At 60.8% G+C, this 15,854-nt stretch carries 13 protein-coding genes; 10 read left to right on the forward strand and 3 right to left on the reverse strand.

Going from position 1 to position 15,854, the window contains the following annotated elements:
• The first annotated feature begins 253 nt into the window (after positions 1-253).
• The 5 genes from BFQ04_RS23640 to BFQ04_RS23660 all read left to right on the forward strand — a co-directional run bounded on the left by BFQ04_RS23640 (position 254) and on the right by BFQ04_RS23660 (position 7,832).
• Positions 254-1,987, forward strand: coding sequence for an OPT family oligopeptide transporter (locus BFQ04_RS23640; RefSeq protein ID WP_065952870.1), 1,734 nt, complete (start codon positions 254-256; stop codon positions 1,985-1,987).
• Positions 1,988-2,147: 160 nt separating this feature from the next.
• On the forward strand, positions 2,148-2,549 hold the full coding sequence (locus BFQ04_RS23645) for an InvB/SpaK family type III secretion system chaperone (protein ID WP_065952871.1): 402 nt from the start codon (positions 2,148-2,150) through the stop codon (positions 2,547-2,549).
• 49 nt (positions 2,550-2,598) lie between these two features.
• Positions 2,599-5,163 carry a hypothetical protein gene (locus tag BFQ04_RS28965; RefSeq protein ID WP_083218055.1) on the forward strand — a complete coding sequence of 855 codons (2,565 nt, stop codon included), beginning with the start codon at positions 2,599-2,601 and terminating at the stop codon, positions 5,161-5,163.
• Positions 5,164-5,317: 154 nt separating this feature from the next.
• Positions 5,318-6,724, forward strand: a complete 1,407-nt coding sequence (locus BFQ04_RS23655) for an amino acid permease (RefSeq protein ID WP_065952872.1) — start codon at positions 5,318-5,320, stop codon at positions 6,722-6,724.
• 22 nt (positions 6,725-6,746) lie between these two features.
• Positions 6,747-7,832, forward strand: a complete 1,086-nt coding sequence (locus BFQ04_RS23660; RefSeq protein ID WP_065952873.1) for a choline metabolism transcriptional regulator GbdR — start codon at positions 6,747-6,749, stop codon at positions 7,830-7,832.
• Positions 7,833-7,907: 75 nt separating this feature from the next.
• Here the strand turns inward: BFQ04_RS23660 and BFQ04_RS23665 are convergent, their stop codons facing one another.
• Positions 7,908-9,674, reverse strand: coding sequence for a S8/S53 family peptidase (locus BFQ04_RS23665; protein WP_065952874.1), 1,767 nt, complete (start codon positions 9,672-9,674; stop codon positions 7,908-7,910).
• 131 nt (positions 9,675-9,805) lie between these two features.
• Here BFQ04_RS23665 and BFQ04_RS23670 point away from each other — a divergent pair, with 131 nt between their 5' ends.
• The 5 genes from BFQ04_RS23670 (at position 9,806) to BFQ04_RS23690 (ending at position 13,893) form a co-directional block, all read left to right on the forward strand.
• The gene (locus BFQ04_RS23670) at positions 9,806-11,260 is read left to right on the forward strand and encodes an MFS transporter (protein ID WP_065952875.1); all 1,455 of its coding nucleotides are present in this window, start codon (positions 9,806-9,808) and stop codon (positions 11,258-11,260) included.
• A gap of 102 nt (positions 11,261-11,362) precedes the next feature.
• Positions 11,363-12,094, forward strand: coding sequence for a BPL-N domain-containing protein (locus tag BFQ04_RS23675; protein ID WP_065952876.1), 732 nt, complete (start codon positions 11,363-11,365; stop codon positions 12,092-12,094).
• Positions 12,095-12,176: 82 nt separating this feature from the next.
• Positions 12,177-12,914, forward strand: coding sequence for a hypothetical protein (locus BFQ04_RS23680; RefSeq protein ID WP_065952877.1), 738 nt, complete (start codon positions 12,177-12,179; stop codon positions 12,912-12,914).
• Positions 12,915-12,957: 43 nt separating this feature from the next.
• A complete protein-coding gene (locus BFQ04_RS23685) occupies positions 12,958-13,542 on the forward strand; it encodes a hypothetical protein (protein WP_065952878.1) in 585 nt (194 codons plus the stop codon).
• A 117-nt stretch (positions 13,543-13,659) separates the two neighbouring features.
• Entirely contained in the window at positions 13,660-13,893 is a 234-nt protein-coding gene (locus BFQ04_RS23690; protein ID WP_065952879.1) for a hypothetical protein, read from the forward strand.
• Positions 13,894-13,953: 60 nt separating this feature from the next.
• On the opposite strand, the gene BFQ04_RS23695 is transcribed toward BFQ04_RS23690, so the two are convergent.
• Together BFQ04_RS23695 and BFQ04_RS23700 are read right to left on the reverse strand one after the other, a co-directional pair.
• Positions 13,954-14,676: a hypothetical protein gene (locus BFQ04_RS23695; protein ID WP_065952880.1), complete on the reverse strand. Its 723-nt coding sequence runs from the start codon at positions 14,674-14,676 to the stop codon at positions 13,954-13,956.
• A gap of 95 nt (positions 14,677-14,771) precedes the next feature.
• Entirely contained in the window at positions 14,772-15,692 is a 921-nt protein-coding gene (locus BFQ04_RS23700) for a tetratricopeptide repeat protein (RefSeq protein ID WP_256544616.1), read from the reverse strand.
• Positions 15,693-15,854 lie beyond the last annotated feature (162 nt).

Below are 15,854 nucleotides of genomic sequence, written 5' to 3' on the forward strand. Positions count from 1 at the left end.
ACCCACGGATTCAAGCCTGCGTTCGGCCAGCGTGGTTTAACGGGGCGCCTGAGATCAAAAGCAGATCAAGATCAAAAGCAGATCAAGATCAAGATCAAGATCAAGAGCGGCTCGCTTCGCATCGTGGTTAGCGTTGGGCGCTACAGCGTTGTGTAGATACCTATGGCTATCGGGGCAAGCCGAATCGATGAACCTTCGTGTCTTTCAGCGCTCACTTATGAGGTGGCACTGTTTTTCGTCGAAAGGAATCTGCATGCATCCCATCGCGGCAACCACCCCCGTAGAACGTGAACTCAGCCTGCGCGCGGTCATCACCGGCATCCTGCTCGGTATCCTGCTCACACCGTCCAATGTGTACGCCGGCCTCAAGATCGGCTGGTCGTTCAACATGTCGATCATCGCGTTGCTGATCGGCTACGCGATCTGGCAGGGCCTGGCCAAGCGTTCTGCTGCACCATTGCCGTGGACGCTGCACGAAAGCAACATCAACCAGACCGTCGCCTCGGCCGCCGCGTCGATCATTTCCGGCGGGCTGGTCGCGCCCATCCCGGCCTACACCTTGCTCACGGGCAACCAACTGGAGGCGATCGCGATGATCGCCTGGGTGTTTTCCGTGAGCTTCCTGGGTATCTGGATCGCATGGTACCTGCGGCCCTCGTTGCTCAACGACAAGGCACTGAAGTTTCCCGAAGGCATGGCCACCCTGGAGACCCTGCTGCATATCTACAACCACGGTCGCGAAGCGGCGACGCGCTTGAAAGTGCTGCTCGGCGCCGCGTTGCTGTCGGGGTTGGTCAAATGGGTGGATACCTTCCTGTGGGCGTTCCCGCGCTGGTCGCCGACGGCCCAGCTCGAACGCCTGACGTTTACCACTGACCCGTCGCTGTTGTTGCTCGGTTTTGGCGGCATCATCGGCATCCGCGTAGGCCTGACCTTGCTGCTCGGCGCCTTGCTGGCCTGGGGCGGGCTGGGGCCCTGGCTGTTGGCGCACGGGCTGGTGGACGTCGCGCCGGGCAGCAGCGGCCCGCAATTCGCCGCACTGGTGGAGTGGCTGCTGTGGCCGGGCGTGAGCCTGATGGTCTGTTCTACCCTGGCGTCCCTGGCCATTCGCTTGTGGGCATTGCACCGAACCACCCGCGCGGACGGCGGCACACCCTGGACCCTGCCGAAGCCGGGCCCGGCTGCCGGGTTTGCGCTGGCGATCATCCTGGTCGTGAGCCTGCAGGCGTTGCTGTTCGGCATCAATCCGTGGATGGCGCTGCTCACCATCCCCCTGGCCATCTGCCTGGCCGCCGTGGCCGCGCGCGTGGTGGGGGCCACCGGCATCCCGCCGATTGGCGCGATTGGGCAATTGTCCCAGCTGAGTTTTGGCATCGTCGCGCCGGGACAGGTGCCGATCAACTTGATGAGCGCCAACACCGCCGGCGGTTCGGCCGGGCAGTGCACCGACTTGATGAATGACTTCAAGGTCGGCAAGGCAATTGGCGCCACCCCTCACAAGCAGGTGATCGCGCAGATCCTGGGGATTTTCGTCGGCAGTATCGTCGGCGTATTCGCCTACCTGGCGCTGATTCCCGACCCACAGACCATGCTCCTCACCGAGCAATGGCCGGCCCCGGCCGTCGCCACCTGGAAAGCCGTGGCGCAAACCCTGACCCACGGGCTGGACTCGTTATCGCCGAGCATTCGCTGGGCCATCGGCATCGCGGGCTTGATCGGCGTATTGCTGGGTGTGCTTGACAGCACCTTGCCTGCGCATCGCAGCCGCTACCTGCCAAGCGCTGCCGCCCTGGGGTTGGCGTTTGTATTACCGGCGTCCATTTCGCTGATGATGGCTTTGGGAGCGGTGCTGACCTGGTTGGTCAGCTGTCGTTGGCCAAACCTTACCGAGCGTTTTGCAATTACTGCGGCGGCCGGGCTCATTGCAGGCGAGAGCATCACTGGCGTGGGAGCTTCCTTGTGGCAAATGATGGCGCAGGCGGGTTGATACGCGAATCGCGCTCCCATTGCCCGATGGAACTGTTGGTGGACGGCCGCCACTCATGTTTCGCCTCTCTCACATTCTACGAGCGCGGCGCCAAGGGATAACTCAGGGACGCCAGTTATAACTCCAGAAGCAAGGCTGCTTACGCTTGAGGGCATGGGCTGTGAGTTCTGATATTGCGAAAACACTACGCGAAACCTTATTGGACCTTGGCGTACGCCCAGAACAAATCGGCTACTTTGATCGCCACTCGTCAATCGCGCTCAACTTTAAAATGATCAGCCCGATCATGCTCACTGCCGACCATCATGGCGTATGGATGTGGAGTGAGTTGAAAAATCTGAACAGCGCCACGCTGAATATCCATGCGGAAAAACTGCTGCTTTTACTGCAGCACGCGTTGCCATCGGTGGTGACCGGCCAGCCCGTGTTGGGCAAAGGTCTGCGCGGTTACGAAGTCAAGGCCCTGCTGGACGATGCGTGCATGGGCTCAGCCAAAACATTGCAAGTCGCATTGGACGGGTTTTTCAATCTGATGACATCACTGCACAGCATTGTTGAATAAACCGTCGCGACGACACTTGCCACCTTACTCAAGACTACAGGCAACCACTATGCTGATCACGAATGATAGCGTCCCCAGCGCGGCGGCCGAGTTACAGGCTAACGCTGTTAACCAGGTGTTGAAGAATGTCGAGTTTGTGAAGAACTTCGACTATATAAAAAACAAACCTATTGAAGTCACTTCCAACGCCCTGCCCACCGTGACGCTCAAAGCCGACGGGCAGGAGCGCCCGGTCAGTTTTCTTTACGGCGGCACGCAGGTCGCGCAAATCAGAAACGGCGCTATTTATAACGCCGTGATTGACAGTGATATCGTGGAAAAACACTCACAGGACCGTATCGCGCCGGGCAAGGCGTCAATCAAGGACGGTGCGCTGAGCCTGGGTTTGAACAGGTTCAGGATCGCGGGGCCAGCTGAAACCGAAACCCAGAAGACCCTTACCCGATTGCGTGGCATCCCCGATCCAGAGCAGCGTAGAGCTGAGCTGACCAAGCTGGTCACCAACGGCTCGACGCAAGGTGCCGAAGGTTCGATGAGGCTGAAAATGGTCAACGACCCGGTACGGCGCGCGTTCGAAAGCTACTATGCCAAGCATGCCCTGCAAGATTATTTCCGCTCGCCGGCTACCTATAAAACGTTTGTCGATATCTCAAACAACCAGGTCGATTACATCAAGAACAACTACGTGTCTGCGCAGTTGTTCGAGAAATACGAGGCGGCTTGGAAAAACCAGAGTTTCGACACAAGCATCGTCGGTTTGGATCAACTCCAGGGCTTCTACACGCGTGCCGAGAAAACCTTGGAAACCTTGAATATCTCGCCCGAGGCCAGGACGGCCTTGTTTGATATCTACAAACACCGGTATTTGAGTTACGCACTGAAGAATGAACCGGACGTCGAGGCAAAACTCCCGGCGGACCATTGGGACGGCGTGTTTGATCCCATCAAGGCACCCGGAAAAGGCCGTATTGAACTCAACGCTCGAGAAGGTAATTTGTTCAGGCAGGCAGACAGTCATAACGTCGGTATCTTGCGAAATATTGATGCGACACCCGCAGACCTGCGCCTGAATGACCCTTTCAATATCCAGTATGAAAACGATTACCAGAGCCAGTTGCTGGCCAGCGCCAGCACCCGTTGCCCCGACAGGCTTGAGATGCAGGATCCCGAGCACCCGGATGCATCCAAACCGGGTTCTTATCTGAAGACGTTTTTTGAAAAAGGCACAGGGACCTACGTCAACGGTCCGTCGGGTTCGATTGTGATCGAACAGGGGGCGGTGCGTGCTTGCAAGGATGTGCATGCCAATACCCGCCCGGACGACCTTGAAACCTATTTGGCCATTCAAGCCTTGCTGTTCATCTACGTGGATGGCGGGCATTCGATGGATGAAATCTCATACGCGCTGACCCATCCGACCGTGCAGGACAAACTGCGCCAGGCCTTTTCCGAAAAGCCCGGCTTCGAGCACATCGGCGACAGGCTTTTCCTGAATCACGGCGCCCTGGAAAATGCCGCCAAGGACGCTGCGGTCTTCAATGATGCGCTCAAGGCCAAGGACGCCGTGCATCAACACATCACCCATGGCAACCCGGCGGGCCAGGCCGCTCAGACAACCACCAAAGCGTTGGCGTTGGCACAGACCGTCGCGGCGAGAAACGTGTTCTACAAGCCCGGCGACGTCCTGACCCGAGAGCTGGCCGGTGCCGCCAGCGTCTTGCACCGTGTGGTGTCGAACCTGAGCCCGCAGCATCAGGGCATGCTGGGTGCTCATTTACTGGGGGAAGGCCGGCTGTTGGCGGGGAAAACAACGGACGACTTGCTGGCTGCATTGGCGCGCGCCGGTAGCGGGGCGGCAAGCGCCACTGATAGAGCGGCGACCATCGCACTGATGGGCGATATCGGCGGGTTTTACACCACCCCCGGCAACGCAGACCAGGGGCTGATGACGGCGCTCAACCGTCAGCTTCAGGCACAGGGGCTGGAAGTGCCCGATGCCGCCGCCGTCCAGCGCATGCGGGAGCAGGGCGGCTCTGCGGTGGTAGGCCCGGATAAGCGCGCTGAACGAAAAGTCCGTCCGTTCAATTCGCCTGCCGACATACCTTTTCGAGCGGGCGTGCATAACAGCGGGCTGGAGGCGGATAGGGCGCTCAATGTGCCGGCATCCGAGCGTATTCCTGATAATCGCTGGGCGGTCTTCGATATCGGCACGGCCCGCATCAAGGAAACCACCGAGCCGCTTGTCGGGCATATGTCAGCGTCTCCGGTCGAGATTCTACAGGCCTGGGACATGCTGCGCGGAGTGAGCGCGAGCGATCAATACGTGGGCGCGCTGCCTGGTCAGGATAGTAGCAGGCTCACGCCTATGTCGGATTTGACACCGGCCGAGCAGGACCAGCGTTATGCGCGTGCGGCTGGGGCCGGCGCGTTTTTGGTCGGCTTGGGCTATCACAGCGCCGTCGAAGTGCTTGAGGGAACGCTGGTTTATACCGGGCAGAGCATCAGAGGCGAAGGCACGCTGGACCCCTCCCAGCGCGACTCCGCGCATGTCTTCGGGCACGGTGCGGCCACCGAACTCATGAGCGAACTATTCAAGGCCGGTACCGCAGCCTGAGGAGCGGTCGCGGGTGCAGACGCCGGTTCGCCAGTCGCCGCAGCCGATCGGCAAATGTCGAGATCAGACACGATGATGGCGTGCTCAGGCTACTTTGGCCCGGCGCAGCGCCCTTAAGGTGAGGGGCATTGGTCGCCTGAGAACAACAAAAACAATGAATAGCCTCAATTCCAACGATTCCAACGGTCAGCTGGCGCAGGGTTTCAAACCGCGCCACGTCACCATGTTGTCCATCGCAGGCATCATCGGCGCGGGATTATTTGTCGGTTCCGGCCATGCCATCGCAGCGGCGGGGCCGGCGGTGTTGCTGGCGTATCTGTTCTCCGGCCTGCTGGTGGTGCTGGTGATGCGCATGCTTGGGGAAATGGCGGTGGCACGTCCCGACACCGGTTCCTTTTCAACCTACGCCGACCAGGCCATTGGCCGTTGGGCGGGCTTCACCATCGGCTGGTTGTATTGGTGGTTCTGGGTGTTGGTGATTCCGATCGAGGCGCTGGCTGCAGGTCACGTGCTCAATCAGTGGTTTCCTCAGGTCGATGCGTGGCTGTTCGCTTTGTTGTCGATCATCCTGCTGGTGATCACCAACCTGTTCAGCGTGGCCAAGTATGGTGAGTTCGAGTTCTGGTTCGCGATGGCCAAGGTCATCGCCATTATCGGGTTTATCGGCCTGGGTTTCAGCGTGCTGATGGGCTGGGTGCCTGATCACCAAGCCAGTGGCTTGAGCCGGTTGATGGAGGAGCACGGCGGTTTTGCGCCTAACGGGTTGTCGGCGGTGGTCGGGGCGTTCATTACCATCATGTTCAGTTTTATCGGTACGGAAGCGGTGACCATCGCCGCGGCCGAATCGAGCAATCCTGCGCAGAACATCGCCAGGGCCACGCGTTCGGTGATCTGGCGCATCGGCGTGTTCTACCTGTTGTCGATCTCGGTCGTCATTTCCGTGGTGCCCTGGAATGATCCGCTGCTCGCGTCCGTAGGTTCCTATCAGCGCGCGCTGGAGCTGATGAACATCCCCAACGCCAAATTCATGGTCGACGTGGTGGTGTTGATCGCCGTTGCCAGTTGCATGAACTCCTCGATCTACATTTCCTCGCGCATGCTGTTCTCCCTGGGTAAACGCGGCGACGCGCCTCGCGCCCTTAAACGCACCTCCGTGGCGGGCGTGCCCAGGGCGGCGGTGATTGCCAGCACCATCATCGGCGCGGGGGTGACGCTGCTGAGCTACTTCATGCCCGCCGGCCTGTTCCAGTTTCTGCTCGCCAGTTCAGGCGCCATCGCGTTGCTGGTGTACCTGGTCATCGCCATCTCGCAACTGAGAATGCGGCGCTTGCTGCTCAGGCAGAACGTCGAGCTGGCCTTCCGTATGTGGCTGTTTCCCTGGCTGACTTACCTGGTGATCGTGTTCATCTGCGCGGCGTTGGCCGTGATGATGGTGACGCCGGAGCACCGCACGGAAGTGTCCTCGACGATTGGCCTGGCCTTGCTGATCTCCTTGATTGGCGTGGTCACGGCGCGCCAGCACGGGCAGTCGACCAAGACCGTTGTGGTTGAGCCCTCTTGAATACCAGTGCTGAGTATCGGTGATGGAAGCTGACGCGCCTGCCTGCAAGACCTTCGGCTTTTTGCTGCTGGACCAATTCACCCTGATATCGCTGTCCTGTGCGGTCGAGCCCTTGCGCATGGCCAATCAACTGGCCGGTGAAGAGCTCTATCGCTGGCGCACCCTCAGCCTCAACGGTGAGCCGGTATGGGCGAGCGACGGGGTGTCGGTCACTCCGGATGCGGTGGCGCATGAACAGCGCGAACTGGATGCCGTGATCGTCTGTGGCGGCGTGGGCATCCAACAGGCCGCCACACCCGCCCACATCACCTGGTTGCGCAGCCAGGCGCGTCTGTACTGCAACCGCCTTGGCGCGGTGTGCACCGGCAGTTGGGCGCTGGCCAAGGCGGGCCTGCTCGATGGCTTCCAGTGCAGTGTGCATTGGGAACTGATGGCCTCCATGCAGGAAGCCTTTCCCCGTGTCACGGTCAGCGCCAGCGTCTTCTCCCTCGATGGCAACCGCTTCACCAGTTCGGGCGGCACCGCCCCGTTGGACATGATGCTGCACCTGATCGGCCGCGATCACGGGCATGAACTGTCGGCGGCGATTTCCCAGATGTTCGTGTACGAGCGCATCCGCAATGAGCGCGACACCCAGCGCGTGCCGCTCAAGCATCTGCTGGGCACGCAACAGCCCAAGCTGCAGGAAGTAGTGGCCTTGATGGAAGCCAACCTGGAAGAACCCATCGACCTCGATGAACTGGCCGCCTACGTTCAGGTGTCGCGGCGCCAGCTGGAGCGCATGTTCCAGCGCTACCTGTACTGCACGCCGTCGCGCTACTACCTCAAGCTTCGCCTGACGCGGGCTCGCCAGTTGCTCATGCAGACGCCTCTATCGATGGTCGAGCTTGCGGCGATCTGCGGCTTCGTGTCCACGCCGCACTTCTCCAAGTGCTATCGGGACTTCTTCGGCGTGGCACCCAGTGACGAACGCTCGGACATGCGCCTGCGCCTGCCGATTACGCCGCGCCCGGTGGCCAGGCCGGGGGCGCCGGCGAAGCCGAAGAACATACTGGAGCAGGCTCGGGAAGAATCCACCTTCGCCAGTGTGAAGATTCAGCGGCGTTGACGTGTGCGGTGCCGGCTGCGCTAGCCTTGGTCCAGGCGGCGAAACTATGACGTTGCCGCCGCCCTCGGCCCGCCATTACCGCACCCGCGTACGACTCTGCACCGCCAGGTCCAGCGCCTTTTGCATATCCAGCCGCGCCGAGCGTCCGACATCCTTGTCATTGAGCTGGTAATTGCGCTCCGACGGCAGGATCGGTGCCGTAAGGTCCTGGGCGTCGCTGCGTTCGAAGTCGTGATTATCGCCGATCGCCAGGGCGCTGCGGCGTAACAGCGTGCGCAGTTGTTCGGGCTGCAGCTGCGGGTTGATCGACAGCATCGCCGCCAGCAGGCCCGCGACCATCGGCGTGGCGTAGGAGGTGCCGCAATGCACGGCGCCTTCCTGGTCGGCGCCCGGCGTGGACGCGTGGGCACAGGCGGCGGCGGTGATGTCGACGCGCATGTCCACGTTCGAGGAGCTGCGCGTGACGGCGTAGGCCGGATCATCGACGGCGACGCCATCGCGCTCGTTACGCTGATGCCCACCCACCACCAGCAATTGCTCGGTGATGAACGAGGAGGGCAGGCGGTACTCGTCGCTGCCCGAGAAGGCCGAACCGTTACCGGCGGAGTTCACCACGATCACGTCGGGGTGTTCCTTGCGCAGCCACAGGAAAAACTCTTCGAGCAGTTCTTCGTAGCCGCTCATGGCTATCCCCGAGCGCACCAGCGAGTCGACGTCATGGCCGTTGACGTCCTTGGTGCCGACGCGATGAATGCCCCAGCTCCAGTTGAGCACGCGTACGCCGTCCTCCACGAGGTTGACCGACGCGGCGATGTTTGCGGTAATTCCGGCATCGGAGTTGCGCTCGACAATCACATCGAAGCCCCCACCGGCCTTGTCCAGGCCACGCAAAAAGCCGGTGTTGCCACCGTTGTTCCAGCCTGCCGCAAGGATGCCGGCGACGGTGGTGCCATGGCTGTCCGCTGTACCCGTATCGCCGGCGTAGACGCAGGTGCGCCGGGGCGCGCAGGCGCCGAGGTAGTCTGCGAAATCCGCGGTGTCGAAATCCACGCCGCGCTCGATCACCCCAATGCGCACCGGTTGCGCGACGATGGGCGTGTGCTGGCCCGGAATGCGCCGCTGGTAATACGCCACGGCATCGAGAAAGCGGTTGGCGGCCCATTCGTCGGAGTCGGGCGACGGCTTCTTCGGCGCTTCACGACGAGGGGCGGCTTGCTCGGCCTCTTCGGCGGCCGACTCTTCGATGACCACCGCATCGACGCTGGTCTCGCTGCCCAGGCGCAGCACCAGGGCGTCGCGCTGTATCAGGTCGGTGGCCGGCAGACGCAGCTGAAAAACGTTCAGCGGCGCGATACTGCCGACCACCGTCGCGCCGTATTTGCGCGCCAGGCGCTCGGCTTCCTGGCGACCCTCCTGGTCTTCTTCGATCAGCACGCTGACCAGATCGACATAGGTGGTCAGGCCGTCCATGTTCTTCGCCACTTCGCTGGGCCCGGCGGCCACCACCTGGCTGTTGCGCAGGCTCAGCCAGGCGGCGTTGCTGGTGCGCGGGCCGTCTTCAAGCCACAGTGGGCCGCTCTGGTAGCGGCGGCTATCGAGGCGCAGGCGCAGTTGGTCGCCGTCGCGCTTCACGGCGTCTTGCGGCAACACCTGGCCGCCCAGTTTCAATTGCGCAGGGGCGGCGCCCAGGCCACGCACGCGCAGGCACCAGTCCTGCTGTGCGTTCTCCAGCAGGTCACCGCAGCGTTTCAGCTGTTCCAGGCGCAGGGGTTCCTGGGAAGCGAGCGCCGTACCGGCGGCCAGGCTCAACAGCATCGTGAAAGCAGCAGGGTTCAGAGGCATCAGTGGGTTCCTTGCCGGGGCTTGATAGTGCGACTGCGCCATCCGCCCCTTCGTTCAGCGCAACCACGTTGAACTCCCTCTCAAAAGACTCACTCATAACTGACAAGGCAGTTCACATAACGGATGTGACAATGACCCCACCCCACTCAAATACCCCTGGCGCGCTGTTCGAAACCGACCTGCCCGCACGCCTGGATCGGCTGCCCTGGGGCCGCTTCCACAGCTTGCTGGTGTTCGCCCTGGGCATTACCTGGCTGCTCGACGGCCTGGAAGTGACCCTGGCCGGTTCGGTGTCCGGCGCGCTGAAAAGCAGCACCGGCCTGAATTTCAGCAACGTCGACATCGGCCTTGCCGGGGGCGTCTACATCGCCGGCGCGGTGCTGGGCGCGCTGCTGTTCGGTTGGCTGACCGACCGTCTGGGGCGACGCAGACTGTTCTTTATCACGCTGTGGCTCTATGTGGGCGCCACCGCGGCCACGGCGTTTTCCTTCAACCTGGAAAGCTTTCTGTTGTTTCGTTTCTTCACCGGCATGGGCATCGGCGGGGAATACACGGCCATCAACTCGACCATCCAGGAATTCACCCCGGCGCGTTATCGCGGCTGGGTCGACCTGACCATCAACGGCACCTTCTGGCTGGGCGCCGCCCTCGGTGCCGGCGGTGCCATTGTGCTCCTTGACCCGCAGATCGTCGGCGGCGACCTCGGCTGGCGCCTGTGCTTCGGCATCGGTGCCGCGTTGGGCCTGGTTATTCTGGTGATGCGCCTGTGGCTGCCGGAAAGCCCGCGCTGGTTGCTGATCCACGGCCGCCACGCCGAAGCACAACGCATCGTCGACGGCATCGAGGCGCGCCTGCGCGAACAGGGCCATGCGCTTGCCCCCTCCACCAGCCCGCCGCTGCGTCTGCACGCCCGCGACCACACGCCCTTGGCGGAAATCTTCCACACGCTGTTCGTCAGCTATCGTCGTCGCGCCCTGGTCGGCATGACCCTGCTCACCGCCCAGGCATTCTTCTACAACGCGATCTTTTTCACCTACGCGCTGGTGCTCACCGACTTCTACCAGGTACCCGCCGAGCGCGTCGGCTGGTACGTGCTGCCCCTCGCCCTTGGCAACTTCTGCGGGCCGCTGTTGCTCGGCCGGCTGTTCGACGTGATCGGTCGACGCGTGATGATCAGCTTTACCTACGCCACCTCCGGGGTGTTGTTGGCGCTCAGTGGCTATGCCTTCCAGCAAGGCTGGTTCGACGTGACCCAGCAAGCCATCGCGTGGATGGTGATTTTCTTCTTCGCCTCGGCAGCGGCGAGTTCGGCGTACCTGACCGTGGCAGAGACCTTTCCCCTGGAGATACGCGCGCTGGCGATTGCGGTGTTCTACGCATTCGGCACGGGGCTGGGCGGGATCATCGGGCCGACCCTGTTTGGCGAGCTGATCCAGACGCAACAGCGCGGCAGTCTGTTGATTGGCTACCTGATTGGTGCGGCGCTGATGCTCATCGCCGCGGTGGTGCAGGCAATTTGGGGCGTGGCGGCTGAACGTAAGGCCCTGGAGCAGGTGGCGCGGCCGTTGTCGCAGGCGGCTGAGTGAGGGGCATTCAAGCGACGGTTGCTTACAACTGTTAACGGTTTTCGCGGGCTATTCGATTTAGGCTGTGGTACGCGAATCCCATCTGCTACAGAGCGCACCCCCATGAACCTGCACGCTATCGCTGCCACGCTTCTCGTTCTCGCTGCCGCCCAGGCGCACGCCGCCACGCCGATCACCCATGTGGCAATCTACCGGGGCCCGGCAGGCTGTGCCGATTGTTCGCAAAACGTCAAAGCGGCGCTGCTGCGCCTGGACCCGCATTACCAGATCGATTTTGTCGGCGCCGGTGAACCGGTCGACATCACCCCGCAAACTCTCGCGCGCTACGACCTCTACGTTCAACCGGGAGGCGGCCAGGATATCCCGGCTGCGCTGGACAGCCTGGGCGACGCACGCGCCGATGCCATCCGCGATTACGTCGCCGGGGGCGGGCGCTACCTGGGGTTGTGCATGGGTGCCTACCTGGCCGATGACAACAACCTCGGCTTGATTACCCAGGACCTCGACAGCGAAGCAGGCCGGCCAGGCTTTGAAGTGGGCGGCATCGAAGACGCCGCCGTGCGCGTCACCTGGGACGGCAAGCCGGATACGGTGTTCTACCAGGATGGCCCGTACTTCCCCAAAGCCACCGCGACCTCCACGTATACCACCCTGGCGACTTACCACAACGGCGATGTGGCGGCCGCACGTTACACCTACAAAAAGGGCGTGGTGGTGCTCAGCGGTCCCCATCCGGAAGCCGGGCAGGCGTGGTTCGAGGAGGCCGACATCCCCCTGGACAAGATGCCGCGCGGGGACCTGTTCGGCACGCTGATGCGCAGCGTGCAGGAGTAAGGCTTGCGCGCCCGAGCGGGCTAAAGATCGAGCCCTCTGCGTCGATAACCTCCATGAACCCGCCAATCATGGACCGATTGAAATGTCACTCTCCGTCAGCGCTGCCCCTATAGCCCCAGCCAACACGCGCCTTGCGCCTTCCGAGCAGACACTCACGCCCCAGGCGCAGTCCGGGGCTGCGAGCCAGGCCTTGGCAAACGCCGGCCCGGCGGCCGTCTACCATCCCAGCGAAGCCGCCCTGGCCCTGCGCGGACCCGTACAGGTCATCGACACCTGGGTCGGCCGCTCCGAATCGCCTGAGTTTCCTCGCTTTGCCGAGCGTTTCAATGGTGCACAAGCCGTGCTGAAAAGCGCCTTCACCACGTTCGAATCAGCCTTGGCCAGCACCGCGCCCGACCTGGCCGGAACCGATTATGGCTTTACCGTCGAAGCCGATGGCCGCCTGAAAGTACTCGACAAGGCCGGTCAGCTAAGCGAAGCGAATATCCAGCGCCTCACCGATCTGCTCAACGGCGCCGTCGAGCTGAAAACGGCCGCCGTGGCCTACCGCAACGCCACCATCGACATGACGGACGCCAGCTCGCCCTGGTCCGGCAGTATCATGGGCTACTACAGCGTGACCAACGAAAACTTCGCCACATCCATCGACCTGGCGCCGTTGCTCAGAACCCATGACCCTTCGGACATTAAGGGCGCCAAGGATCGGTTTCTTATCACTCAGTTGGCGTACAAGGGCGAGCGGGCGACGGAGGAGACGGAGAGGGCGATGTTTGCGCGGCGTGGGGGAGTCTCCAGGGCTGAGACAGGCATGATCAAATGATTCCAGGTTTTACTTTTCGAAAGCTGATTTATTAAGGCGTGTCATGGTAATTGCAATTTGTATAACTGCTGTTGTTTTCGGTATTTTCATAGTGCGCAAACTTTGCATGGGAAAGTATTCCCACGTATCAGCAATTTCATCGTTGTTAACTTTTTTGGTCGCAGTGGCGGCGGCAGGTGTTGCTTACAATCAGCTGAATGAGTCAAGGGTTGCTGCCGCGAAGTCGATATACCGGGAGTATTTGAGTATGGCGTTATCCCATCCGCAGTTTTCGGCCGCCTCCTATCCGTTCAATGACCCTAAACTCTATAGCCTCAAGGCCGGCAAAGACCTTGAGCAGTACGAAAACTACGTCGCTTATCTGATTTTTTCGGAGGAGGAGGTTCTTGAGGTTGACGACTTAAGGGCGCAGCGTGGGTGGTGTGAAACTATACGAGATCAGTTCAAATACCATGCGCTTTATCTGAACAGCCCTATGGCTAATGCCATGCAATACTCCGGGGTTGTCGATAAGTTGGTCAGGGAAGGCATCAACATGTACCTGCTTGAAAAAGAAGTTGATGCTCCAAATGGAAGTCCCGCGGCAGGGATAATGCTTGAGCAGCTGCGAAGCGATTGCCAGCCGTGACGCTGCGCTGGCGCATTTGAAGGGCCGAAAGCGGCCCCTTTCTTCGCCAGCCGGTTTACCATGCTCGCCCCGGCAGTGGTTACACGCGCTACCGACCTCATTCTTAAAGGTACCGCCATGTCCATCGACCAAATCTCCCTGCCCAAAGGCGTAGGCCCGCACGCGGCCAAACTCCTTGACGCCATCACCGGCGCTGCCACCCACGAAGAACTCAACCGCGCAGGCGGCAAGGCCGAAGGGTTCGTGCTGGGCCTGGAATCCACCAAGGCCATCAAAAGCCAGATCGCTGAGGCGTTGTACGTGGCCTACGATGATGCGGCGAGCAATCGTGCCGGCGAGTTGAAGGGCTGAAGGTACGCCGGTCCTGATGCCGGTTTTTTCCGCCATCAGGGAACCCACTCAAGGCAACGCTCACGTTGTCTGCCGGTCCTTGCAGTCCACGGCCAGCTCGGTGAGGGCGATCATGCGCTCGTAGCGCACAATCATGAATTGCACGTAGCAGCACATTACGAAGAAAAAGGTATTGGTCGCCGCTATCGCCAATAACCACTCCGTACGCTCGGCAATGCCGACCCTGACCAGCATTTCGTCCAGACTTGAAAGGGCGACGATGAGCGCCAATAAGCCCGGGAGAATGCCGACCTTCTCCAGCGCGCCCGTCACCATATGCGTGCGTTTTTCCAGGCTGTCGCGCTCGCTTTTAAGTTCCAGCGCACCCAGCTTCAACGTCTCGCGCGAGAGGGCTGCCAGGTCCGGTAAATAGCGAGCCTCTACCTGCATCAGGGTTTTGACGTTCAATTCCAGCAAATTGGCGAAGGGCGCAGTGATCGCTTTTTTCAGCGAGTGGCGGTAGAGCAACACCCCCAGCAGCGGGTAGAAAAACATCGCCAGGTAAGATACCGCGATCAGTCCCGCACTCACGTTGTACAGCCAATAGGCTTGAGCCCATTTGCCAATAATGGTCAGCGGTATGGCCAGAACCGACGGCCCGACCAGGGCGAACCTGAAGTAGGCTCTGTCGAGCCGGGCATCCTTGCCTGCTCGAGTTTGCTGGCGTTTGTTGCGCAGCGCTTGTTTGTAGGATCGTTCGATCTCGGCGTTGATCTGCAGGTATTTTTCGATTTCGGCGGACATTGGTTTTCCTTCGTGCCTGCTCGGAGATAAGCGATCACATTTCTGAAAATCAGGGTCAGACCGGCATTAATCAAATCGGGTCGACTCGATTTTCACTAGCCTTCCAGCGTTCGCAGTTTTTCCTCGAAGTAGCGGATTTGCGCAACGTCTTCGGGGTCGACCTGCCTGAGTATCTGGAGCGCTTTTGTATAGGCCTCGCGCGCCTTGGCGGTGGCGCCTTCAGCCTCGTAGACCCGTGCAAGGTTGAAGTAGCGCAAAATTACTTTGGGGTGGTTCTCCCCGAACGTCGCGCGGTCACTGTTCAGCGCCTTGGTCAGGAAGGCTACAGCTTTGTCGTACTGACCCAGGCCGCGATAGGCGTCGCCGAGGTTGTTCCAGCGGATGGCGACCGTCGGATGCCGGGGGCCGTGCAGGGCCATGTCGATGTCCAGTGCCTGCTGAAAAAACGGCAACGCGGCCTGGTGGTTGCCCTGGAGGTTATAGGCATTGCCCAGGTTGTTCAGTGACACGGCGACCGAAGCGTCGTGGTCTCCCACTATCCGCTTTCTCAGCGCGAGATTTTTGCGCAGGTTTTCGAAGGCCTCTTCATATCGGCCCAGTTTGCTCTGCGCGGTACCGATGTTGTTATAGGTATCGGCAATCAGCAGGTCATCTGCGCCCAGGACCGCGAGGCGCATTTTCAAGGCTTTTTCATAGTAGCCAAGGGCAATGTCCAGATTGCGTTGTCGTTCGTGCAAATAACCGAGGTTGTTCCAATAGGTCGCCTGTTGTGCGATGGATACCTGGCCATTCTGTTGAGCCGCCTCCAGTGCCTGGGTAACCAGGCGGATCGCGGTGCGGTCATCGCCCAGCGCGGAGACTGCCAGCGCCTTGATATTCAAGACCTCGGGGTTGGCCGGGTCGGTTTGAAGCACGCGGTCCGCTTCCTCAATCGTCGCCTGGTATTGTTGCGCTTCGAAGAGGCTTACCGCTTTGTCGCTCGCAGCCACTGTGGCGGCGTCGGCGCAACACATCATGACGAGCAGTGACCACGGTAATAGAGCTTTCAGTCCATGAAGGTGCATGAGGGGCCTTTCAACGATCCGTTATTTGCATGGATGCTAAGGCGCTCATGGTTTACAGACAAATTGTTTAAGTCTGTTTTTGGAAGAACGCAGCCGCATTTGTAGACATTGGCT

The sequence above is a fragment of the Pseudomonas sp. 37 R 15 genome (assembly GCF_900004865.1).
GTDB classification, from domain to species: domain Bacteria; phylum Pseudomonadota; class Gammaproteobacteria; order Pseudomonadales; family Pseudomonadaceae; genus Aquipseudomonas; species Aquipseudomonas fluorescens_AM.

Coding starts and splice junctions, on each gene's coding strand:
- BFQ04_RS23640 (WP_065952870.1), top strand. CDS start 254: ATGCATCCCATCGCGGCAACCACCCCCGTAGAACGTGAACTCAGCCTG.
- BFQ04_RS28965 (WP_083218055.1), top strand. CDS start 2,599: ATGCTGATCACGAATGATAGCGTCCCCAGCGCGGCGGCCGAGTTACAG.
- BFQ04_RS23655 (WP_065952872.1), top strand. CDS start 5,318: ATGAATAGCCTCAATTCCAACGATTCCAACGGTCAGCTGGCGCAGGGT.
- BFQ04_RS23660 (WP_065952873.1), top strand. CDS start 6,747: ATGGAAGCTGACGCGCCTGCCTGCAAGACCTTCGGCTTTTTGCTGCTG.
- BFQ04_RS23665 (WP_065952874.1), bottom strand. CDS start 9,674: ATGCCTCTGAACCCTGCTGCTTTCACGATGCTGTTGAGCCTGGCCGCC.
- BFQ04_RS23670 (WP_065952875.1), top strand. CDS start 9,806: ATGACCCCACCCCACTCAAATACCCCTGGCGCGCTGTTCGAAACCGAC.
- BFQ04_RS23675 (WP_065952876.1), top strand. CDS start 11,363: ATGAACCTGCACGCTATCGCTGCCACGCTTCTCGTTCTCGCTGCCGCC.
- BFQ04_RS23680 (WP_065952877.1), top strand. CDS start 12,177: ATGTCACTCTCCGTCAGCGCTGCCCCTATAGCCCCAGCCAACACGCGC.
- BFQ04_RS23685 (WP_065952878.1), top strand. CDS start 12,958: ATGGTAATTGCAATTTGTATAACTGCTGTTGTTTTCGGTATTTTCATA.
- BFQ04_RS23690 (WP_065952879.1), top strand. CDS start 13,660: ATGTCCATCGACCAAATCTCCCTGCCCAAAGGCGTAGGCCCGCACGCG.
- BFQ04_RS23695 (WP_065952880.1), bottom strand. CDS start 14,676: ATGTCCGCCGAAATCGAAAAATACCTGCAGATCAACGCCGAGATCGAA.
- BFQ04_RS23700 (WP_256544616.1), bottom strand. CDS start 15,692: ATGATGTGTTGCGCCGACGCCGCCACAGTGGCTGCGAGCGACAAAGCG.